The following is a 20,555-nucleotide window of genomic DNA, read 5'->3' on the forward strand; positions in this document are numbered from 1 at the left end:
GAGCAGGTGGATGACGAGGAGCTGCGGGCCTCGGCGGAGGCGTTCCGGGGAACCCTGGCGGTTCCCTCCGTGCCGCCCGAGGGAGTTCGTTCCATGCCTGAAGACCTGTCCTGCTCCGCCGCCCCCGAGGCTGCGGGCACCGACGCCGGACCGCCGACGGCACAGCGGGCGGCAGCCGAGGGCTTCCGCTCCGTACTCGCGTCCGTCGAGGCGGGGGAGCGGGAGGAGTTCCCGCTGCCCGGGTCCGGACGCACCGGCCACCGGTTCGCCGCGCTGCGGGCCGTCGCCGAGGTCGACCTGTGCACGGCCCGCCTGGTGGAGGGGCACGTCGACGCGGCCGCGATCCTCGCCGAACTGGGTGCACCGCCGCCCGGCCCCGGCGAGCGGTGGGGCGTCTGGGCGGCCGAGCCGCCCGGCGAGGGGCTGACCGCGCTCCGCAAGAACGTCGACGCCGATGCCGACGACGGCTCCGGCTGGGTGATCAGCGGGCTGAAGCAGTACTGCTCCGGCGCGCACTCCTGCACCCACGCCCTGGTCACCGCCCGTGCCGGTGACGAGCGCAGGCTCTTCGCGGTACGGGCCGACGGCGACGACTGCCGCCCGGTCGAGGGCACCTGGCCCGCGGTCGGCATGGCGGGCAGCGACACCCCCGATGTCCGCTTCACCGACGTACCGGCCCGCGCGATCGGCGGCCCGGAGGCGTACGTCCGACGGCCCGGCTTCTGGCACGGCGGCATCGGCGTCGCCGCCTGCTGGTACGGGGGAGCGGTGGCCGTCTCCCGGGTGCTCGGGGAAGCCGCCGCCCGCCGCCCCGAACCGCACACGGACGCCCACCTCGGGGCGGTCGACATCCAGCTCCAGGCCGCCGAGGCCCTGCTCGAACGGGCCGCCGCCGAGATCGACGCGGACCCCTTCGACGCGCACGGCGGAGCGCAGCTGCGGGCCATGCGTGTACGCGCCTTCGTGGAATCGGCCTGCGCGGCGGTCCTCGACCACGTGGGCCGTGCCACCGGTGCAGGCCCTCTCTGCCACGACGCCCGCCATGCCCGCGCGGCAGCCGACCTGGCCGTTTACATCCGCCAACACCACGCCGAACGCGACCTCGCCGCACTGGGCTCACTCCTCGCCCGCCCGGAGGGTGCCCGATGACCGGCACCGGCACGGACTCCAGCACCGATACCGGCACGGACTCCGGCACCGGCGCCGTCCCCGCCCGCCCCTTCGCCGACCCCATCCAGGCCCCCGGCACCGACGAGGCCGCCTGGCGGGCCTGGCCGGGCTGGGCGGAACTGCCCGAGATCCCCGTCGGCCCCTTCGCCCACGTGGTCGTCGTCGCGGCGCACCCCGACGACGAGGTGCTGGGCTTCGGCGGCGCCATCGCCCTGCTCGCCGCCGCCGGTACCCGGCTCACCGTCGTGACCGTCACCGACGGAGAGGCCTCGCACCCCGAGAGCACGGTGCTGACCCCCGACGATCTCGTACGCGTCCGGGCCGCCGAAACCCGAGCAGCCCTCGCCGAACTGGGTGCGGCCGAGGCCACCGTCGTCCCCCTCCACGTCCCCGACACCAAGGTCGCCGCCCACGAGGACCACGTCGCGGCGCGCCTCGCGGAGATCGCCGAGGGCGCCGATCTGATCGTCGCCCCCTGGACCGGCGACGTGCACGGCGACCACGAGGCGGCGGGCCGCGCGGCCCTGCGCGCGGCGGCCGAGACCCGCAGCGCCTGCTGGCTCTACCCCGTGTGGATGTGGCACTGGGCCACCCCCGGCGACCCCCGCGTCCCCTGGGACCGGGCCTCGCGGATCACCTTGCCGCCGCAGGCCCGGACCCGCAAACGCGCCGCGATCGACCGCTTCGTCAGCCAGATCACCCCGCTGGGCCCCGGCCCGAGCGACGCGGCGATCCTCCCTCCCGACGAACTCGCCCACCACACACGGCACATGGAGGTGGTGTTCCAGTGAACGACACGCACGACATGAATGACATGAGCGAGATGAACCACACCCGCGACGGCGACCACACCCGCGACGGCGACCACGCCGACCCCCGCCCCCAAGGCCCCACCCCCGCCTCCTACTTCGACGAGATGTACCGCGACTCCCCCGACCCCTGGCGCCTCGCCGACCGCTTCTACGAGCGCCGCAAGTACGACCTCACCGCCGCGAGCCTCCCGCTCCCGCGCTACCGGCGCGCCTTCGAACCCGCCTGTTCCGTCGGGGAGTTGACCGTCCGCCTCGCCGAGCGCTGCGACGAGCTGGTGGCCTGCGACCGGGTCGAGTCCGCCGTCGCCACCGCCCGCAAGCGCACCGCCCACCTCCCGCACGTCGACGTACGCCGCCTCACCCTCCCCGAGGAGTGGCCGGACGGCTCCTTCGACCTGATCGTCCTGTCGGAGTTCCTCTACTACTTCGACGCGGCCACCCTCCACGACCTCCTGACCCGCACCACCGCCGCCCTCGACCCCGGCGGCACCCTCGTCACCGTGCACTGGAACCACCCCGTCCCCGACCACCGGGGCACCGGCAGCACGCTCGCCCGGACCCTCGCCTCTGTACCGGGGCTGACACCCGTGGCCGACCACCGCGAGCCCGACTTCGTGCTCCAGGTGTACGCCAGGACCTGGCTCGACGGTTCGCCCGCACCCTCGCCCGCCGCCCGCGAAGGTCTGGTATGACCGCTCGGCCGGCCGTCGCCGTCGTGATCCCCGCCTGCGACGAACAGGCCCTGCTCCCCGCCGCGTTGGACGCCGTACGGGTGGCCGCCGGGCACCCGGCGCTCGACGGGGTGCGGGTGCTCACCGTGGTCGTCGCCGACCGCTGCACCGACGGCACCGCCGCGCTCGCCCGGGCGGCGGGCGCCCTCGTCGTCCCCGTGAGTCTCCGCAACGTCGGGCGGGCACGGGCGGCAGGAGTGAGCGCGGCGCTCGACGCCCTCGGTGGCGCGGACCCCCTCTGGCTCGCGTCCACCGACGCCGACAGCACGGTCCCGCCCGACTGGCTCGCCTTCCAGCTGGCCCGCGCCGCCGAGGGCTGGGACGCCGTCGTCGGCACCGTGACCGTCGACCGGTGGCCCGCGCACCAACCCCGGCTGGCCGCCCGCCACCACCGCCTCTACGAGGTGTCCCGCCCACCCGCGGGCCGACCCTGGCAGCACCCGCACGTGCACGGCGCGAACCTCGGCGTCGACGCCCGCGCGTACACCGCCGCCGGAGGCTTCCCGCCACTGCCGCTGAGCGAGGACCACGGCCTGGTCGACGCCCTGGAACGCACCGGCGCACGCCTCCTCCGTACCGCCGACTGTCCCGTCACCACCTCCGCCCGCACCCGCCCCCGCGCCCGGGGCGGCTTCGGCGACCACCTCGCCGCACTGGAGGGGATCACCCGACCGGCGAGGCCCGAGGACACCGAAGCGGCAGGCTGAACCCGTACCGGGACCCGAGGACGCTCACCCCTGCCCCCGCGCCAGCACCAGCGCCGCCGCGTCGTCCGACAGGAGGCCGCGCGTGTGCCGGGCGAGCGCGGCGAGCAGGGCCTCCTTCAGCGCGACCGGACATTCCGTCGGGAGCGGCCCGGCGAGGAACGCGTCCAGGTCGAAGAAGTCCCGCCGTGCGTCCCGCGCCTCGGTCACGCCGTCGGTGACCACGAGGAGCGACTCGCCGGGCGCGAGCGTGTGCGCGACCGGCTCCGGCCGCCGGTCCGGCACCAGGTGGAACAGACCCAGCAGCCCGTACGCGGGCAGGTCGACCTCGCGGGCCCCGCCCGCGTCCACCAGGTACGGGCGGACGTGCCCGCAGTTGACCATGCGCAGCCGCCCGTCCGCCCCCGCCTCGACGATCAGCGCCGTCGCGAACCGGTGGTCGTCCGAGATGAGCTGCCTGCGCCGCAGCGCGCGGTCCATCACCAGCGCCACCCGGCCGAGGTCCTCCTCGTACGCGGCCTCGCGGAACGCCCCGAGCAGCGTGACCGTCGCGTCGACCGCCGGAAGCCCCTTGCCGGAGACGTCACCGAGCACCATCCGCACCCCGTACGGAGTCTCCAGCGCCTCGTAGAAGTCGCCGCCGACCCGGGCGTCGGAGTGCGCGGCCTGGTAGAACCCGGCGATCCGGTACCCGCCCAGCTCCGGCGGCAGCGGATGCAGCAGGGCGCGCTGCATCCCGCCGACGACATCGTGCAGCTCCTCCACCTGCCGCTCCCGGCGCACCCGCGCGGCGGCGGACAGCGCACTCGCCAGCGTCACACCCGTCACGGCCGTCACGGCGGTGGTCCAGGCCCCCGACTCCCCCGACCGCACCAGCTGGAGGAACGCCTGCTGGGTCAGCCCCGCGACCACCCCCGACACCAGCACCGCCCGCCAGCCGTGCGCGACCGCCACCAGCGGCGGCACCGCGGACAGGACCGGACCGAGCCGGATGTCACTGCCTGTCAGGAACTCGGCGATCACCGCGACCACCCACACCACCCAGGGCAGCCATTCCTGCGCCCGGGTCCGCCACCGTTCGCGGGCGGCGGCGCTCTGCAACGGGGGAGTGGACGAGGGCATGCGGTACCTGACCCGGGTGACGTAACGCGACCTAACCTGGCCATCCTGCGCGCCCGCCGCCGCACGCGCGGGGGCCGTTGGTCCCCAATCCGCAGGGCACTTGGTCCCCTGAATCCGTCCTACGGGTCCGGTCCAGCAGTACGGCCCGGGTCCTCCGCCGGGAGGAACGGCGGGGGACCCGGGCCGTACGGTGTCGATCGGCGCGCGGACGGTCGGCCGGGAACCCGGCTGACCGCTACCCGGCTGACCGCTACCCGGCTGACCGCTATCCGGTCAGCACTGCATGGCCCACACATGCGCGTCGCCGCGGTCATTGGCGTTGGCGTTCGACGCGACCTCCTGGCCGGGCGCCAGACAGATGGTGCGCTCGCCGCCGTCGGACGGGAACTGGATGGCGCTCTCGTACACCACGACGTGGTCCTTCACACCGGGGCCCGAGATCCCGTGGTTGGCCCACGAGGAGTCGTTGTCGGAGATCCAGGAATCCCACCACTCGTCGTCGCCGGACGAGGCGAAGACGGAGCCCTTGAAGTCGGCGTCCGGCCAGACGCAGAAGGAACCGCTCGGGCAGGGGGCGGCGGACGCGGGCACGGCGAAGGCACCGCCCGTCGCGAAGAGGGCGGCGGTGAGGAGGGCCACGAGGCGCTTGCGGCGGGTCGGTGTCATGAACGGGCCTTTCCGGTACGGGATCGGGTGACAGGCTCAGGCATGCGCCTGGGCGGCTTCGGTTCGGGCTGCGGCTCTGGCCTCGGCTCCGGCTCCGGATGCGGCGAGCAGCGCTCGGGAACGCTCCAGGGCCCGCTCGCGCAGCCGCCGGTGTTCGGCGCGGTCGGCGGCGGGGGCGGCGGAGCGGAGGTTGTTGACGCGGGTCGAGACCAGGAACCAGCGTTTCTGGTCCCCGTACAACCGGCGTTGGGCGGCGGCCAGGCACCCGTCGGAGTGCTGGCGGATCACCTGGCCGCCGGGCAGGGTGAGCGAGAGTTCGGCCCGCCCGGTCCCGAAGAGCGCGCCCACGACGCGCCCCGCCTGCTCCGGCGGCGGAGCGGCGGCCCCGGGCCGGGGCGGAACGAGCCCCTGGCGGGCAAGACAGCGGTCGGTGAGCAACTGCTGGGCGGCCTTGACGGTGTCGTCGGGACCGAGCACGACGGGCGGAGCCCCACGCCCCGCACACCCACTCAGCACCACCGCCAACAGGCAGGCGGTGAGGCCCCGTCGACTCATCTCAACCATCCGACGCATCCCACCCGTCCGACGCGCCGGCTCAGCCGGGCTGGCAGTCGGTGGGCTTACCACGCTGCACCCCGTCGAACTTCTCCCACCACTCCCAGTTCGCGGAGTAGTCGCCGCCGTAGATCGTCCGGTACAGGCAGCCGCCGTCCCGCTGGAAGTGCAGGGCGTAGAAGGTGTCCTGGGTCTGGTTGCTGAAGGACTTCGCGTGCCGCTTCACGCGGGTCTCGGCCTCGGCGTAGCCGGTGCCGTTGTAGCACCAGCCGCCCCCGGCGCCGTGCTCCTCCGGCTCGGACCAGAAGCAGACGTACCCCGGCAGGGCGGCCCGGGCTTCGACGGCGGGGGCGGATGTCGTACGGACGAGGGGCTGCGCGGTCGCGGACGGTGCGGCGACGAGCAGCGCGGCGGCGGTCAACAGAAGGGCAGGAAGGCGCATACGGGCGGACTTCCACCCGTACCGCGCGGCCATGCGCAAGATCACCCGTGCCGGTGAGAAGTCGTACCGCAGGGGCCACACCCGCCCCCTGCGTCCCTACTCCGCGATACCGGCGAAGGCCACCACCCGGTCGACCCGGGCCCGTACCAGATACTCGCCCGGCACGGAGTTCCGCTTCCCGTACGCCTCGGCGTTCTCGGCCCCCATGTACCGGCCGCCGATCCGGGTGGCCCACTGGCGCATCAGTTCGGGATCGTCCGTGAACTCCGCCGTGCACTCCAGCATCACGAAGGCGAACGGCGGCTCCTGGTCGTCCACGCACAGCGAGAACCGGGGCTCCCGGCTGAGCGCCTTGAACTTCAACGACTCCTGCCCGGTGTTGAAGACCACCCGAACCTGCTCCTCACCCTCCTCCTCGTCCAGCAGGAACCACACGGGCGTCACGTGCGGCCGCCCGTCCTTGCGGTTGGTCGCCAGCTTCCCGGTACGCGTACCGCCGAGCACGAACTCCCGCCACTGGGCCCCGGTCATCTCCCGCATCGCGCACTCCACTCTCCGAAGGGTTCTTGTCGGCCCGAGCCTAGGCGCGCCCCCGCCCCGTCCACCCGCTTCCTGTCCCGGTCCGCGCGGCTCGCGTCACTCGGTTCCCGCGTCACTCGATTCCCGTGTCACTCGATTCCCGTGTCACTCGTTCTCCCGTATCGCCGGTGACCGGGCCGGAGAGTGTCGAGCGGACAGAGGGACGGCTGCGATGTGTGGTCTGGCGGGCATTGCCGGATGGGAGGGCCGCGCTCCCGAGGGGACCGTGGGCTCCTCGCTGGAGACGATGACGCGGGCCCTGGGGTGCCGGGGGCCGGACGCCTTCGGGCGCTGGTACGACGGGGTCGCGGGCCTCGGTCACACCCGGCTGAGCGTCGTCGACCCGGACGGCGGACGGCAGCCCAAGACGCTGGTGCGCGGCGACAGCACCGAACTCGTCGTCGCCTTCGCGGGCGAGGTCTACAACCACGCCGACCTGCGCGCGGAACTGACCTCTGCGGCCCACGGCTCCGAGCCGTTCACCACCCGCAGCGACAGCGAGGTGGTGCTCCGTGCCGTCGCGGCCTGGGGCGAGGGGGCCCCGTCCCGGCTTGCGGGCATGTTCGCGTACGCGGCCTGGGAGCCCGGCCGTCGACGGCTGACGCTCGCCCGCGACCGACTGGGCGTCAAACCCCTGTACTACGCGCGGGTCGAGAGGCCTGCGGGCATCGTCTTCGGCTCCGAGCCCAAGGCGGTCCTCGCCCACCCGGGCGTCCGCACCGCCCTCGACCACGACGGCCTGCGCCACCTACTGCTCTCTTCCCACCCCATGATCAAGACCCCCGGGCGCACCGCCTTCGCCGGGCTGCACGAGGTCGAGCCCGGCACCGTCGTCACCTTCACCGCCGACGCCACCCGCACCCACCGCTACTGGTCCCTCGCCACCCCCGTCGAGCACCCGGACTCCCTGCCCGAGACCGTCGCCCGCGTACGCCACCTGCTCGCGGAGTCCGTCACCGCCCAGCTCGCCGCCGACGTCCCGGTGAGCGTCCTGCTCTCCGGCGGCCTGGACTCCAGCGCCATCGCGGCACTGGCCCGCCCCGCCGCCGATCCCCTGCACACGCTCTCCGTCGACCTCGGCTCCCACGCCTCCGCCGAGGACGCCATGGGGCGCGACCCGGACCGCCCGTACGCGGAGTTGATGGTCCGTCACCTCGGCACCGCGCACCGTACGGTACGGCCCGCCGTGGGCGATCTCGCCGATCCCGAACTGCGGGCCCGCACCGGTCACTTGCGCGACGGCCTGACCCTGGGGGACTTCGACGCCTCGCTGCTCCAGCTGTTCACGGCCGTGCGCGAGCACTTCACGGTGACCCTCGCCGGCGACGGTGCCGACGAACTCTTCGGCGGCTACCGCTGGTTCACCCCCGAGGCCGCCGCCGCACCGACCTTCCCGTGGGACACCGTCCTCGGCCGCGCCGACCTCACCCGCCTCCTCGACCCGGCACTCGCCGCCGCACTCGACCTGCCCGCCCACCGCGCCGCCCTGTACGCGAGCGCGGTCGCCGAACTCGCGCACCCGCCCGGCACCGACGCCGCCGAGGCGGCCCTGCGCCGCGACAGCCACCTCAACCTGACCCGCTTCCTGCCCTGCCTCCTGGACCGTGCCGACCGGCTCAGCATGGGCGTGGGGCTGGAGGTGCGGGTGCCGTTCCTGGACCACCGCCTCGTCGAGTACGTCTTCCACGCGCCCTGGGCGTACAAGACCTTCGACGGGCGCGAGAAGAGCCTGCTGCGCGCCGCCGTCGCCGACCTGCTGCCCGCGGAGGTCCTGGCCCGGCGCAAGAGCCCCTGCCCCATGGTCCGCGACCCCGCCTACCGGGCCGCGCTCACCGCCCAGGTCCGCGGCCTCCTGGACACCGGCGGCCCGGCCCTGGACCTGCTCGACGCGCGTGCCGTACGCACGCTGCTGCTGGAGCCGGAAGGGGCGGACAGGTTCCCGCGCGAGGGCCTGGAATTCGTACTCGACCTGGACCAGTGGCTGCGCACGCACCGCCCCGCACTGCTCCTGTGAGCGGACGGACCGTGCGTCAAGGGCGCGGCCTGCCGACTGCCCGCGCTCATCGGGTACGCGGCCGGGCGCGACATGCTCGACATCGACGGCCTGGGCGCGACGTACGTCAACGCCCTCGTCGACTCCGGCGGAGTGACCGACATCGCCGACCTGTGCATGCTCACCCACGAGCAGGTGGCGGTCGCGCCGGTCATCGTGCAGCGGCTCGCGGACCTCGCACCGGTCGTCGACAAGCTGATCGCCGCAGGCGTGAACATGACGGAACCGGTGGAGGCGGGAGCGGTCGACGGCCCGCTCGCCGAGAAGGCGGAAAGCCCAGCTCGAAGGCGGTCAAGGCGGCGGAGACGGGGGCGGAGGTGCTGACGCCGGAGGAGTTCGCGGAGCTGGTGGCGGCACAGTTCGGCTGAGCTGCCGCGGGCTCGCCGAGGGCCTGTCGATCACGTGCCGAGGGTGTTTCGGATACTTGTACGAGGCAAGCGCTCCGAGCCCGTACGAACGAAGGCACCCTCACGTGACACGCACGACCCCGCTCCTCCAACTGACCGACGTCGGCCGCCGCTACGGCGAGAGATGGGTCGTCCGCGCTGTCACCCTCGACCTGGCCCCCGCCGAATGCGTGGCCCTGGTGGGCGGCAACGGTGCGGGAAAATCGACCCTGTTGCGCCTCGCCGCGGGCCGTGAGGAGCCGACGGAGGGGCAGGTCTCCTTCGCGGGCGGCCCGGTCGGTGAGGACGACCCCGCCCTCCGGGCCCGCGTCGCCACCGTCATGGACCCCGGCGCGCACTACCCGGACCTGACGGTGCGCGAACACCTCATGCTGGTCGCGCTGGCGCACGGCCCGGAGGCGGCGGCCGGGGCCGCCGTCGACCGCGCCCTCGCCGAGCACCGCCTCGCCGAGCACGCGCACGCCCTGCCGTCGGCCCTGTCCTCCGGGCAGACGCAGGCGATGCTGCTCGCCTCGGCCTTCGTACGGCCGCACGACCTGCTGATCCTCGACGAACCCGAACAGCGCCTGGACGCCCGCGCCCGCAAGGAACTGGGCCGACGCCTCGCCGCGCACAAGGAGCGCGGCACGGCGATCCTGCTCGCCACCCACCACGAGGCGCTGGCAGACGCGGTGGCCGACCGGGTGCTCGCCCTGGAGGACGGGACACCGGTGGGGGCGGGGCACTGATGGTTGCGGATGCAGGCGGCGCGGCGACGGGCCCCCCGGACTCCGGCCGGGTGTCCGCCGACCTCGACGGGGCGCGTGCGGAGATCTCCGGCCGGGTGTCCGCCGACCTCCGGGAGGCGCGTGCGGCGGACTCCGGCCGGGTGCTCGCCTTCCTCCGGGAAGCGCGCGCGTCGTCCCGGCAGGAGCGCCGCAAGAACAGTGCGTACGTGGTCTACCTCGTCGCCCTGTTCGCGGTGTTCTGGGCCGCACCCCTCCTGGCCGCCGCCGCCCGCACCGGCAGCCGGGGCGACTGGCACGGGGAGACCGCTCGGCAGGTGACCGCGACCCTGCCGTGGTCCGCTCCGACGCTGCTCGCCCTCGTCCTGCTGCTCACCGCACGCAACGCGGCCTGGCGCGGGCCCGTGCGCGTGGACCTCCCCACCCTCCACTGGCTCCTCCCGCTGCCGATCGCGCGGGGACCGCTGCTGCTGCCCCGGCTGCGGGCGGCCGTGCTCCGCTCCGCGCTCGTCGGACCGGTCGTGGGAGCCGTACTGGGTTACGTCCTGTACGTCGCCGGGGCGGGCGGCCCGGTGCCGCTCGCGGTGGCCGGGGCGTGGGCCGGACTGGTCACGGGGCTGACCGGCGTCGGGGCCGGGGTGCTGGTCGAGCGGTGGGGGTACGGCCGTTCCTTCTGGGTGTGCTGCCTGGCGGTGGCCGTCGGGGTCGGCGTCCTGCCGCTGTGGTCGGGGCCGTGGGGGTGGGCGGTGCAGCCCCTGCTCGCGGCGGCCGGGCACGGGGAGCCGGGGGAGGCCTGGGCGGCCGGGGCGGGGCTGTCGGCGGTGTGCGCGGCGGGCGCGCTGGTGGTGGCGTGGCGGTCGGCGCCGCTGATCCCGGTCGCGGAACTGCGTTCGCGCGCGACGCTCGCCTCGCAGGTCACGGCCTCGCTCTTCGCGCTGGACCTGCGGCAGACGCGTGCCGCGGTGCGCGGGCCCCGGCGCGGGCGTGCCCGGGTGCGGCTGCCGATGCCGCGCCGACGGTGGCTGCTCGTACCGTGGCGCGACGCGACCGGGCTGCTGCGCGCACCGGGGCGGCTGGTGTGGGGCGCGCTGTGGGCGGCGGTCGCGGTGTGGCTGTGCGGGCTGGTGCAGGACGCGGGGCGCGGGCAGGTCGCCCTGAGCGCGCTCGTGCTCGGCGCCGGGTATCTGGCCGCGGCTCAACTCGTCGAACCCGCACGCCTGGAGAGCGACGACCACCGCCGGGCGGCCGGACTCCCGTACACCTTCGGGGCGTTGGCGCTGTGGCACGCGGTGGTGCCGGGCGCGCTGCTGCTCCTGGGGACGGGCGCGGGCGCGCTCGCCCTCGGGACACCGGGCCACTTCGCCCTGCTGGGTTCGGTGCCGGTACTGGTGGGCGGGGCGCTGGTCAGTGCGTACCGGGGTGCGATGCCGGTGGAGGTGCTGATCGGCGGAGAGACCCCGATGGGGAACACGGGGCCGCTGCAGGCGGTGCTGTGGTACGGGCGGGGGGTGGTGGGTGCGGTGGCGCTCGCCGCGCCCTGCCTGCTTCTGACGGTACGTCAAGGGACCGTCGGCGTGGCCCACTTGGCCTGCCTCCTCCTGGCGGGAGCGGTGATGCTGGGGTGGTCCCGGCGTACGGCCCGCCGCCTGCACGGCACCCGAGGCCGCCGGACCCTCGGCGCGGTGCGCCACCGCCTCCTCACCCTGCTCGGCTGACCGATGGGGGGGCTGTGAGGTGGGCTCCGTCGGGGAGGTCACCCCGGCGGAAGGCTGGCGGCGAGGCGGCGGCGCAGCCAGCGGGTGCGGGTGTCGCGGGCGTCCCGCGTGAGGGCCGCCCCCGGCGCCAGACCGTCGAAGCCGTGGCAGGCTCCCGGCCACACATGGAGTTCGGCGTCCCCGCCTGCCCGCCAGATCGCGTTCGCGTACGCCATGCCCTCGTCCCGGAAGACCTCCGCCGACCCCACCTCGACGTAGGCCGCAGGCAGCCCGGAGAGGTCCGTGGCGCGGGCGGGGGCGGCGTACGGCGGCGGGTCCGCAGCGCCGTACAGGTCGCCCAACACCGCTTGCCACGCCGTGCAGTTGGACGTCCGGTCCCAGACGTCCCGGCCCGACATCTGGTGTGCGGAGAAGGTGTCGTTGCGGTCGTCCAGCATGGGCGAGAGGAGGAGCTGGCCCAGCGGGGCCGGACCGCCCCGGTCCCGGTTCAGCAGGGCCAGGCCCGCCGCCAGCCCGCCGCCCGCGCTCTTGCCGCCCAGCACGATGCGCCCCGGGTCGATGCCGAGGGCGTCGGCGTGCGCGACCGCCCAGGCGAGTCCCGCCCAGCAGTCCTCCAGCGCCCCCGGGTACCGCGTGCCCGGGGCGAGCCGGTATTCGACCGAGTGGACGGCCAGGCCGAGCGGCCCGGCCCACTCGCGCAGGACCGTCGGGAGGACCGACCACGCGTTGCCCATGACCATCGCACCGCCGTGCAGGTAGTGGAGGAGCGGGAGCGGGCCGGTGAGCCTGGCCGGACGCGCGCTCACCAGCACGACCTCCGGGGCGCCGGGCGGACCCGGCACCCGCACCTCGCGGACCTCGAAGCGGCCGTCCGCGCCCAGCTCCAGGGCCGTCGGCCGGGGCCGTGACGTGGCATCCCGCTGCTGCCGCGCGGCGAGGTTGTGCGGGGTGAGCGGTTCGATACGGCCCAAGTCCGCCCGTACGAGAGCCAGTTCCGGATCGAGCGCAGGCACCGGCGAACCCCCGCAGCCCTGCCCCGCCCCCGGCCCGGGTGTCGGTCCCTCTGTCGACCCCGACCCCGACCCCGACCCCGACTCCGACTCCGACTCCGACCCCGACCACGGCACTCGCCCCGATCCGCCCCCGTGCCCCCGCCCCGCTCTGTCCTCGCTGTTCCACGGCTCCATGGCCGGAAGCCCATCACACCTCCACCGTCCCCCGCACCCGTACGTGTGGTGTGCCAGGGTCGAGAGGCATGCGGGGCGGGGGTTCGGGAACCGGTGACTGCGTGCCCGTACCGCGGACGACCGGTCCGCGTCGCTCGAACGCTCCCGCTCCTGGTCGGCGCGGTGCAGCGAGATCTGGAGGACCGCATCGTGCGCAGTGTGGGAGTGGAGGAGGAACTCCTCCTCGTCGATCCCGAGTCGGGGGAGTCGCGGGCGGTGTCCTCGGCCGTACTGGCGGTGCCCGCCGAGGACGCCGACGCGGAGGACGTCTTCGAGAAGGAGCTCCACGGCGAACAGCTGGAGTTCGCGACCCGGCCGCAGTTCTCGATGGGTGATCTGGGGGAGGAGATCCGGCGCTGGCGCGAGGAGGCGGGGCGGCGGGCCCAGGAGGTGGGCGCGGCGGCCGTGGCCCTGGCGACCTCCCCGCTCACCGTCAGTCCCTCCCTCAACTCCGGTGAGCGGCACCGCTGGATCGAGAAGCAGTTCGGCATGCCCGTGCAGGAGCAGTTGACCTGCGGCTGTCACGTCCACGTCTCCGTGGAGTCCGACGAGGAGGGTGTGCAGGTCCTCGACCGCATCCGGCCCTGGCTGCCGGTCCTCACCGCCATGAGCGCCAACTCGCCGTTCTGGCAAGGGTCCGACACCGGATACGGCAGCTACCGCAACCGCGTGTGGGGGCGTTGGCCGTCCGCCGGGCCCGTGGAGGTCTTCGGCTCCGCCGAGAACTACCACCGGCAGGTCGCCGACCTCCTGGAGACCGGTGTCCTGAAGGACAAGGGCATGGTCTACTTCGACGCCCGGCTCTCCCACAACTTCCCCACGGTGGAGATCCGGGTGGCGGACGTCTGCCTGGAGGCGTCGACGACCGTGCTCCTCGCCACCCTGGCGCGCGGCCTGGTCGAGACCGCCGCCCGCGAGCACCGCGCCGGAGAGCCGCCCGCCCCGCACGGCGTCGGCCCCCTGCGCCTCGCCCAGTGGCGGGCCGCCCGTTCCGGCCTGACCGACCGGCTGGTCCACCCCGAGACCCTGCGCCCGGAACCGGCGGCCGACGTGGTCGAGGCCCTGCTCGCCCATGTGACCCCGGCCCTGGAGGACGCGGGCGACGCCGGGGACGCCCGCCGCGCCGCCGCCGAACTGCTGAAGGGCGGAACGGGTGCCGAGGTCCAGCGCGGCCTGCTCAAGGAGTCGGGCAGCCTGCGCCGTACCGTCGCGGAGTGCGTGCGCCGCAGCGCCGCGTGAGCCGGGACGTGGGCTGAGCGGGATCGGGACGTGGGCTAAGCGGGATCGGAGGGGTCGGCCGCTGACGGCTGCTGGTAGAGCGCCACCAGCACCCCGTGCACCGGCCGGCCCTCCACCTCCTCCTGGGCGGACGCCTCGGCCTCCGCCGCCGCCTCGTCCTCGTCCTCATCCTCCGCCTCGTCGACCAACCGGGCGAGGGTCTCCCCGAGTTCCCGCGCCTTCGCCGGGCTGAGCCGCAGATGACGCAGCGACAGGACGTGCTCTACGGGCGAGAGGTCCAGCTCCTGCGCGACCGCGGCGAACATCGCCGCCGTGCCCTCCGCCCGGGGCTCCGTGACGAGCATCCGGCGTGCCGTGCGCTGGTAGTACAGCTCGGTGCCGCCGCGCACCGGACGGGTCTCGGCGACCCGGACGAGCCCGGCCTCGCGGAGCACCTTGAGGTGGTGGGCCACCGTGCCCTTCTTCGCGCCGAGCTGCGCTGCGAGGGCGTTCGCCGCGGCGGGGCGGTGGCCCAGGGCGAAGAGCAGCCGCTGCCGCAAGGGGTGGGCGAGCGCCGCGAACTGTTCGGGTGCGCCGATCTCCAGGACGTCCTCGGAAGGCTGGGAGGGGGAAGGCTGATCGCTCATCCCCACATGATCGTGCATACCGGACCCTGCGGGGAGGCCGTTCACAAGAAAGCGTCTAATTTCTTTGACGCTTTCGCTCGGAGGGTGTCTACTCACTGCCATGACAACCCTGACGCAGCTCCTCCCCGCGCCCGTCATCGACGAGGCGACCCGCCATCTGACCGAGAACTACGTGTTCCCCGAGGTCGCCGAGCAGCTCGCGGACCTGCTGCGACGACGCCTCGCCGAAGGCGCCTACGACGTGGACACCGCCGAGGAACTGTCCCGCCTGGTCACCGAGGACCTCCAGTCCGTCAACGGCGACCGCCACCTGCGCCTGAAGTACCACGCCGAGGAGGTGCCGCCGGGGCGCGGGGAGGCCGTCCTGGCCTCCATACGCGGGCAGTTCGAGGACTCGCTCGGCGGCGTGCCCCGGCTGGAACTGCTCGACGGCGGCGTCGCCCTGCTGGAACTGGGCCCGATGCTCTACCCGCTGGACTGGTCCGCCGAACCGCTGGGCGCCGCCCTCACCCTGGTCTCGCGCGCCCAGGCACTCGTGCTGGACCTGCGCGGCAACAAGGGCGGCGACCCGGACGCCGTCGCCTACGTCTGCGCCCACCTTCTGGACGGCCGCACCCACCTCAACACCATGCACTGGCGCGGCGGCACCCGCACCGAGCAGTCCTGGACCCCCTCGCACGTCCCCGGCGCACGCTTCGGCGGCAGCAAGCCGCTGTACGTACTGACCGGCCCCGACACCTTCTCGGCCGCCGAGGAACTGGCGTACGACCTCCAGCAGTTGGGCCGTGCCGTGGTCGTCGGCGAAGTCACCCGGGGCGGCGCGCACCCGTGCGAGGGCTGGACCGTCCACCCGAACCTGGAGGTCACCGTCCCCTTCGGCCGCGCGGTCAACCCCGTCTCCGGTACGAACTGGGAGGGCACCGGCGTCCACCCGGACATCCCGTGCACCGCCGCCGACGCCCTCACCCGCGCCCATGAACTGGCCCTGGCCAAGCTGGCGGAGTGAACCGGGAACCAGCCCGGTGGGCGGCCCCCTACACCCACGTGTAGTTGTCGTCGGTGACTGCGGGCAGCGCGGTGCTCGCAGCCGGGGCCTCCGGGTGGGCGAGGGCGGCGAGGGCCGCACCGACGGGCGGGAACACCGGCAGCCCGGCGGCCTCGCGGTGGTCGATCCACACGATGCTGCCGACGTCGTGCGTCCCGTCGGGCAACTCGTCGTACTCCTCGGTGGCGAGAGCGGCCCGGACCTCGGGGGAGACGTGCAGCCGGTACAGCAGGTGCAGCTTCCGCGGTGGCGGATTCGGCCCGGGCCGCGAGACCCGCTGGTCGACCACCCACAGCAGCTCGGGCACCGTGGCCCGCCCGGCGTCCAGCCGCAGCTCCTCCGCCAACTCGCGCCGCAGCGCGCCGAGAAGGTCCTCGCCGGGCTCGACGTTCCCGCCCGGCGGGCTGTAGTGCACGGCACCGCGGCGCTCGCGCCGGATGAGCGCGACCTCGGTGCCGCAGAAGAGCACCGCACCGACGCGGATCTTGACGCGGGAGAAGGGTTCGGGTGTCGTCATGCCCGCATTGTCGTGGAGCGGGCCGCACACACCCGCAGCAGCCCGCCCGCCTCGTCCGTCACGGAGCCAGTGCCGTCGAGACCCTGGCCAGGTGGGACGGGGGCAGGGCGAAGGGGTTGGCCGGGTTGCGGAAGGAGAGGGGGCCGTCGTTGACGGCGTGGGAGGAGGTGAGGTGCGTCCAGTGGGCGGGGCCCGGGGCGCCCTGGTGGTCCAGGAGGACGGTGGCCAGGCGCAGCGGGTCGTCCACGGCGGTGCGTGCGTCGAGGGCCTCCGCGAGGCGGGGCGTGGCGCTGTCGGGCAGTGCCTTGTCGCCGAGGGCGGGCAGCAGGAGGAGCAGCCGGGCATGCGGGTCGTCGGTGCTGCCGCCGGGGGGTGTGCGGTCGGCGGCGGCCGCCAGTTCGGGCCAGGACAGGCCCGGGCCCATGAAGTGGCCGTCGTCCTGGGCGAGTTGGTCGGCCGTCGCCCAGTCGGGGTGGTCGAGCAGGTAGTCGACGCCGGTGTCGTCGGGGAACGTACGGTAGACGACGTGCAGGCGGTGGCCGCCGTTGAGTGGCACGGTGAAGGTCGGCCAGTCGGCCCGTTCCCACAGTCGTGAGTGGAATTCCTGGGCGGCGTCGTCGTCCGCGCCGAGGAGCAGTTCCTGCGCGTCCTCGTGCTGCGCGCAGGAGACGAGGTGTCCCAGCCAGAACAAGGGGTCGTCCAGGAGTTCGGGCCGGTGGGTGAGGGGGCCGCCCTCGTAGCCCGGTATGGCGGTGGGGTGTGTCATGCGGACATCATGCCGAAGGGGCGGGGGCGGAGGGCCACGCCCTCTCCTCCTCGTCGGAGAGGGCGGTCAGGGTCGCCTCGCCCTGCTCGCCCACGTCCACGCGGTACGTCGTCCAGCCCAGTTCGCCCTGCACGTAGCACCGGTACCGGGTGCGGGTGCCCGGGGCGAGCAGCATCAGGGGCGGGATGGTGTTGTCGCATGCTGCGGCTCGGGTCTCGTGATCCTTCGTGTACGTGTTGAACGCCTGGCCGTACGCCTCCCTGTGCACCGCCGCCCGCAGCACCGGCGCCTTCTGCGGGCGCACGTCCTGCTGCCAGCTTCGTTCCACCAGGAAGTCCGTGCCCGTGCCCAGGTAGCGGCGGGTTTCGCGCAGGTTCGTGATGCGGACCGTGTAGGTGGCGGTGAGTGCCCGGCGGCCCACGGGGGCCAGTTCGCGCGTCGTGCACGGGAAGGGGGAGGAGCTGAGCGTGGCCCGGCCGCAGTCGACGGTCACCTCCGCCGTCGGGCGGCCGAGCAGCGGCAGGAAGACCTCGCGGATCGTGTCCTTCACCTTGTCCATGTCCTGCTTGCGCTCCGTGCTCTCCGGGCCGCGTTGGCGCGGCGGCAGCCCGTCGTCGAAGGGGATGCGGTCCGTCAGCCTCACCACGGACGCGTCCTCGAAGGGCGCCGCCCGCAGCCGGTCCACGAGGGCGTTGACCCCCCAGACGACGAGGGCGATCACCCCTGCGACCAGGATCAGGGCGACGACGACCGCGCAGCCGATCGCGACGGCCTCCGTGCCCGATCCGGGCTGTGGGGACGTACCACCGCGGTTTCCATGGGCCGATGTCGTCACGCCTGCTCCGCTCCGCTGCGGCCGGAGGAGGGGGCTTCCGGCCGTCGTGCTCGTGAATCGTGATCGTGGGGGACCTGTGCTGTACGGAGTACGAGTGCGGCGTACGGGACGGTTCCCCCGGTGCGGGAACATCACCCGACCGGGGAGGGGCGGGAGGTCTGCCGCCCCGAGAACTCCTTGATCGCCACGGGCTTCCGGGGCACACTCAGGGGCCGGGTCGAAGTTACTGAGGGGGCATCAGATGCCGTTGGGTGTGCGTGAGATGGATGAGGACGGGGGCGCGTCAGCGCGGGCCGGGGCCGGGACAGGGGCCGGACCCGGTGTCGGCAGGCGGCGTTTCCTCGGGTACGTCCTCGCCGCACCCACCCTCGCCGTCGCCGCCGAACTGGGGCTGGACGACCGGAAGGCGGTTGCCGCCGAACCGGCGGGGGCCGGGGCCACAGCCGTCCCCTCCCTCGACATCACCGACATCGTCGACCTCAACGACCTGCTGACCGTCGCCTCCCTCCCCACCGCCCACCGCATCACCATCGTGGTGAACACGGACGGCACGGTCTCCTTCGCCCTCCCGCGCGCCGAGGTCGGCCAGGGCATCACCACCTCCACCGCGATGCTGATCGCGGAGGAACTGGACGTACCGCTGGACAAGGTGAAGGTCACGCTGGCCGACGCCCGCCCCGAACTCGCCTTCAACCAGTTCACCGGCGCCTCCAACACCACCATCTCCACCTTCACCCCGGTCCGGGTCGCCGCCGCCGTCGCCCGGGGACGGCTCCTCGACGCCGCCGCCGTGGCGCTCGGCGCGGCGGTCGGCGAACTCACCCTCAAGGCCGGAGTCGTCACCGGACCCCTCGGCAGGAGCATCGGCATCGGCGCGTTCGCCGAGAAGGCCGCCAGCACCGAGGTGCGGAAGGTGTCCGTGGTCCTCAAGGAGCGCGCCGAGTTCCGTGTCATCGGCACGCCCCAGAACCGTATCGACGCACTCGAAGCCGTCACCGGCCGCAAGAAGTTCACCATGGACCTCCAGGTCCCCGACGCCCTGCCGACCATGGTGTGCCGCCCGCCCACGCTCAACGGCAAGCCGGGCGCGATCGCCAACCTCGACGCGGTACGGGCGATGCCCGGGGTCACGCATGTGGCGGCTGTTTCCACGGGAGTCGCCGTACGGGCCAAGACCTTCGGCCAGTGCATCGACGCCGTACGCGCGCTCAAGGTCGCGTGGAAGCCAGGCACCGCCGAAGGCAAGTCCGACGAGAGCGTACGCAAGGAGCTCAAGGACGCCGAGATCTGGCTCGGCCTGCCCGCCGTGACGCCCACCGTGGAGGCCACCTTCACCTTCCACTTCCGCAGCAACAGCGCGCTGGAGACCAACTGCGCCATCGCCGACGTGCGCCCCGACCGCGCCGAGGTCTGGTCCGGGCTCAAGTCACCGATCGTCGCCCAGCAGGCCATCGCCCAGCGGGTCGGCCTGCCCCGCGACAAGGTCACCGTGCATGTCACCGAGAGCGGCGGCTCCTTCGGCCGCAGGCTGTTCTTCGACGCGGCGCTGGAGGCCGCCGAGATCTCCAAGGCGTTCGGCAAGCCCGTCAAGCTGATGTGGCACCGCGCCGACGACTCCCGCCAGGGCCGCGTGCACCCCATGGCCACCTCGCGGGTGCGCGCCGCCTACCTGGGCAATTCCGTACTCGGCTACAAGCAGCGGCACACCAGCGTCGCCACCGACCTCGGCCACGGGCTCGGCGAGGTGATCACCGCGTTCGCGGCGAAGCTGCCGGTCGGCGACATCGGCTTCTCGGAGACCTTCTTCCAGCTCTCCCAGTCCATGCCGTACGACTTCGGGATCTACAGCAGGCTCCTCGCCGAGACCGACAAGGGCTTCAACACCGGCAGCATGCGCGGGGTCTACTCGCCCGATGTCGTCTGCGCCCGCGAACTGATCGTGGACCAACTCGCGGCGAAGATGGGCAAGGACGCGCTCCGCTTCCGCCGCGACTTCCTGCGCGACGAGCGGGCCCGGGCGGTGCTCGACAAAGCGGCCGAAGTGGGGGAGTGGGGACGGGAGTTGCCGCAGGGCGTCGCCCAGGGAATCGCCCTGCACAACGAGTACCACTCGGTCAGCGCGGTCCTCGTCGAGATCGACTGCCGTCCCGAGACCGTCAACCGTCCGGTACGGGACGGAGTCGCCGGACCGCGCGTCACCCGGGCGGTCTGCGTGGTCGACGCGGGCCTGGCAGTCAACCCGCGCGGCCTGGAGGCGCAGATGATGGGCGGCCTCATGGACGGCATCGCCCAGACCCTCACCGCGTCCCTGCACCTGCGCGACGGGTACTTCCTCGAGGCGAGCTGGGACAACTACTTCTACACCCGGCAGTGGAACACCCCGCCCGAGCTGAAGGTCGTCGTCATGCCGCCCACCACCGGAAAGCCGGGCGGCGCCGGGGAGTTGGCGGTGGCGGCCTCGGCGGCGGCCGTCGCCTGTGCGTACGGCAGGGCCACCGGCACCCTGCCGACCAGCTTCCCGATCAACCACGGCACGCTCTCCTTCGAGCCGAAGCCGACGGTGCCGCCGATTCCGGCGTCCCCGACGGACGGCCTCGACCACGTCCGCTGAGCCGCCCCA

Annotated in this window: 21 protein-coding genes; 11 read left to right on the forward strand and 10 right to left on the reverse strand. The window is 73.9% G+C overall.

Annotated elements, in window-relative coordinates:
- Positions 1 to 93 precede the first annotated feature (93 nt).
- The 4 genes from ACIO3O_RS36595 (at position 94) to ACIO3O_RS36610 (ending at position 3,420) form a co-directional block, all read left to right on the forward strand.
- Positions 94 to 1,149 (forward strand): acyl-CoA dehydrogenase, encoded by a 1,056-nt coding sequence (locus ACIO3O_RS36595; protein ID WP_401753379.1) that lies wholly within the window; start codon positions 94 to 96, stop codon positions 1,147 to 1,149.
- The gene (locus tag ACIO3O_RS36600) at positions 1,146 to 1,961 is read left to right on the forward strand and encodes a PIG-L deacetylase family protein (protein WP_401753381.1); all 816 of its coding nucleotides are present in this window, start codon (positions 1,146 to 1,148) and stop codon (positions 1,959 to 1,961) included. The genes ACIO3O_RS36595 and ACIO3O_RS36600 overlap by 4 nt, the downstream gene beginning before the upstream one ends.
- A 125-nt stretch (positions 1,962 to 2,086) precedes the next feature.
- Positions 2,087 to 2,674, forward strand: coding sequence for a methyltransferase (locus ACIO3O_RS36605; protein ID WP_401753455.1), 588 nt, complete (start codon positions 2,087 to 2,089; stop codon positions 2,672 to 2,674).
- Positions 2,671 to 3,420: a glycosyltransferase gene (locus ACIO3O_RS36610; protein ID WP_401753383.1), complete on the forward strand. Its 750-nt coding sequence runs from the start codon at positions 2,671 to 2,673 to the stop codon at positions 3,418 to 3,420. Before ACIO3O_RS36605 ends, ACIO3O_RS36610 begins: the two co-directional genes overlap by 4 nt.
- A gap of 24 nt (positions 3,421 to 3,444) precedes the next feature.
- Here ACIO3O_RS36610 and ACIO3O_RS36615 read toward each other — a convergent pair whose 3' ends face one another.
- From ACIO3O_RS36615 to ACIO3O_RS36635, 5 genes are all read right to left on the reverse strand, one after another.
- Positions 3,445 to 4,539 carry a PP2C family protein-serine/threonine phosphatase gene (locus tag ACIO3O_RS36615; RefSeq protein ID WP_401753385.1) on the reverse strand — a complete coding sequence of 365 codons (1,095 nt, stop codon included), beginning with the start codon at positions 4,537 to 4,539 and terminating at the stop codon, positions 3,445 to 3,447.
- Positions 4,540 to 4,812: 273 nt separating this feature from the next.
- Positions 4,813 to 5,205 carry a peptidase inhibitor family I36 protein gene (locus ACIO3O_RS36620; RefSeq protein WP_401753387.1) on the reverse strand — a complete coding sequence of 131 codons (393 nt, stop codon included), beginning with the start codon at positions 5,203 to 5,205 and terminating at the stop codon, positions 4,813 to 4,815.
- A gap of 36 nt (positions 5,206 to 5,241) precedes the next feature.
- Positions 5,242 to 5,760, reverse strand: a complete 519-nt coding sequence (locus ACIO3O_RS36625) for a hypothetical protein (RefSeq protein WP_401753389.1) — start codon at positions 5,758 to 5,760, stop codon at positions 5,242 to 5,244.
- A 40-nt stretch (positions 5,761 to 5,800) separates the two neighbouring features.
- Positions 5,801 to 6,235: a hypothetical protein gene (locus tag ACIO3O_RS36630; RefSeq protein WP_401753391.1), complete on the reverse strand. Its 435-nt coding sequence runs from the start codon at positions 6,233 to 6,235 to the stop codon at positions 5,801 to 5,803.
- Between the two features lie 63 nt (positions 6,236 to 6,298).
- A complete protein-coding gene (locus tag ACIO3O_RS36635) occupies positions 6,299 to 6,733 on the reverse strand; it encodes a PPOX class F420-dependent oxidoreductase (RefSeq protein WP_401753457.1) in 435 nt (144 codons plus the stop codon).
- Between the two features lie 220 nt (positions 6,734 to 6,953).
- Here ACIO3O_RS36635 and asnB point away from each other — a divergent pair, with 220 nt between their 5' ends.
- The 4 genes from asnB (at position 6,954) to ACIO3O_RS36655 (ending at position 11,681) form a co-directional block, all read left to right on the forward strand.
- Positions 6,954 to 8,795 (forward strand): asparagine synthase (glutamine-hydrolyzing), encoded by a 1,842-nt coding sequence (asnB, locus tag ACIO3O_RS36640; RefSeq protein WP_401753392.1) that lies wholly within the window; start codon positions 6,954 to 6,956, stop codon positions 8,793 to 8,795.
- Positions 8,796 to 8,867: 72 nt separating this feature from the next.
- Positions 8,868 to 9,158, forward strand: coding sequence for a hypothetical protein (locus ACIO3O_RS36645; RefSeq protein WP_401753394.1), 291 nt, complete (start codon positions 8,868 to 8,870; stop codon positions 9,156 to 9,158).
- A 148-nt stretch (positions 9,159 to 9,306) separates the two neighbouring features.
- Positions 9,307 to 9,969, forward strand: coding sequence for an ATP-binding cassette domain-containing protein (locus tag ACIO3O_RS36650; RefSeq protein ID WP_401753396.1), 663 nt, complete (start codon positions 9,307 to 9,309; stop codon positions 9,967 to 9,969).
- Positions 9,969 to 11,681 (forward strand): DUF6297 family protein, encoded by a 1,713-nt coding sequence (locus ACIO3O_RS36655; protein WP_401753398.1) that lies wholly within the window; start codon positions 9,969 to 9,971, stop codon positions 11,679 to 11,681. The genes ACIO3O_RS36650 and ACIO3O_RS36655 overlap by 1 nt, the downstream gene beginning before the upstream one ends.
- Positions 11,682 to 11,719: 38 nt before the next feature.
- Here ACIO3O_RS36655 and ACIO3O_RS36660 read toward each other — a convergent pair whose 3' ends face one another.
- Positions 11,720 to 12,694: an alpha/beta hydrolase gene (locus tag ACIO3O_RS36660; protein WP_401753400.1), complete on the reverse strand. Its 975-nt coding sequence runs from the start codon at positions 12,692 to 12,694 to the stop codon at positions 11,720 to 11,722.
- Positions 12,695 to 13,057: 363 nt separating this feature from the next.
- On the opposite strand from ACIO3O_RS36660, the gene ACIO3O_RS36665 reads away from it, so the two are divergent.
- Positions 13,058 to 14,146 (forward strand): glutamate--cysteine ligase, encoded by a 1,089-nt coding sequence (locus ACIO3O_RS36665; protein ID WP_401753402.1) that lies wholly within the window; start codon positions 13,058 to 13,060, stop codon positions 14,144 to 14,146.
- A 35-nt stretch (positions 14,147 to 14,181) separates the two neighbouring features.
- Here the strand turns inward: ACIO3O_RS36665 and ACIO3O_RS36670 are convergent, their stop codons facing one another.
- Positions 14,182 to 14,772, reverse strand: coding sequence for a helix-turn-helix domain-containing protein (locus ACIO3O_RS36670; protein ID WP_401753404.1), 591 nt, complete (start codon positions 14,770 to 14,772; stop codon positions 14,182 to 14,184).
- 100 nt (positions 14,773 to 14,872) lie between these two features.
- Here ACIO3O_RS36670 and ACIO3O_RS36675 point away from each other — a divergent pair, with 100 nt between their 5' ends.
- Positions 14,873 to 15,778: a S41 family peptidase gene (locus ACIO3O_RS36675; protein ID WP_401753406.1), complete on the forward strand. Its 906-nt coding sequence runs from the start codon at positions 14,873 to 14,875 to the stop codon at positions 15,776 to 15,778.
- 28 nt (positions 15,779 to 15,806) lie between these two features.
- Here the strand turns inward: ACIO3O_RS36675 and ACIO3O_RS36680 are convergent, their stop codons facing one another.
- The 3 genes from ACIO3O_RS36680 to ACIO3O_RS36690 are packed head-to-tail and all read right to left on the reverse strand — an operon-like array spanning position 15,807 to position 17,935.
- Positions 15,807 to 16,334, reverse strand: coding sequence for an NUDIX domain-containing protein (locus ACIO3O_RS36680; protein ID WP_401753408.1), 528 nt, complete (start codon positions 16,332 to 16,334; stop codon positions 15,807 to 15,809).
- A gap of 58 nt (positions 16,335 to 16,392) precedes the next feature.
- Positions 16,393 to 17,100 carry a hypothetical protein gene (locus ACIO3O_RS36685; RefSeq protein ID WP_401753410.1) on the reverse strand — a complete coding sequence of 236 codons (708 nt, stop codon included), beginning with the start codon at positions 17,098 to 17,100 and terminating at the stop codon, positions 16,393 to 16,395.
- 7 nt (positions 17,101 to 17,107) lie between these two features.
- Positions 17,108 to 17,935, reverse strand: coding sequence for a hypothetical protein (locus ACIO3O_RS36690; RefSeq protein ID WP_401753412.1), 828 nt, complete (start codon positions 17,933 to 17,935; stop codon positions 17,108 to 17,110).
- A 262-nt stretch (positions 17,936 to 18,197) separates the two neighbouring features.
- Here ACIO3O_RS36690 and ACIO3O_RS36695 point away from each other — a divergent pair, with 262 nt between their 5' ends.
- On the forward strand, positions 18,198 to 20,546 hold the full coding sequence (locus ACIO3O_RS36695) for a molybdopterin cofactor-binding domain-containing protein (protein ID WP_401753414.1): 2,349 nt from the start codon (positions 18,198 to 18,200) through the stop codon (positions 20,544 to 20,546).
- The last annotated feature ends 9 nt before the right edge of the window (positions 20,547 to 20,555 follow it).

It is taken from the genome of Streptomyces sp. NPDC087440, assembly GCF_044744005.1.
GTDB lineage: Bacteria > Actinomycetota > Actinomycetes > Streptomycetales > Streptomycetaceae > Streptomyces.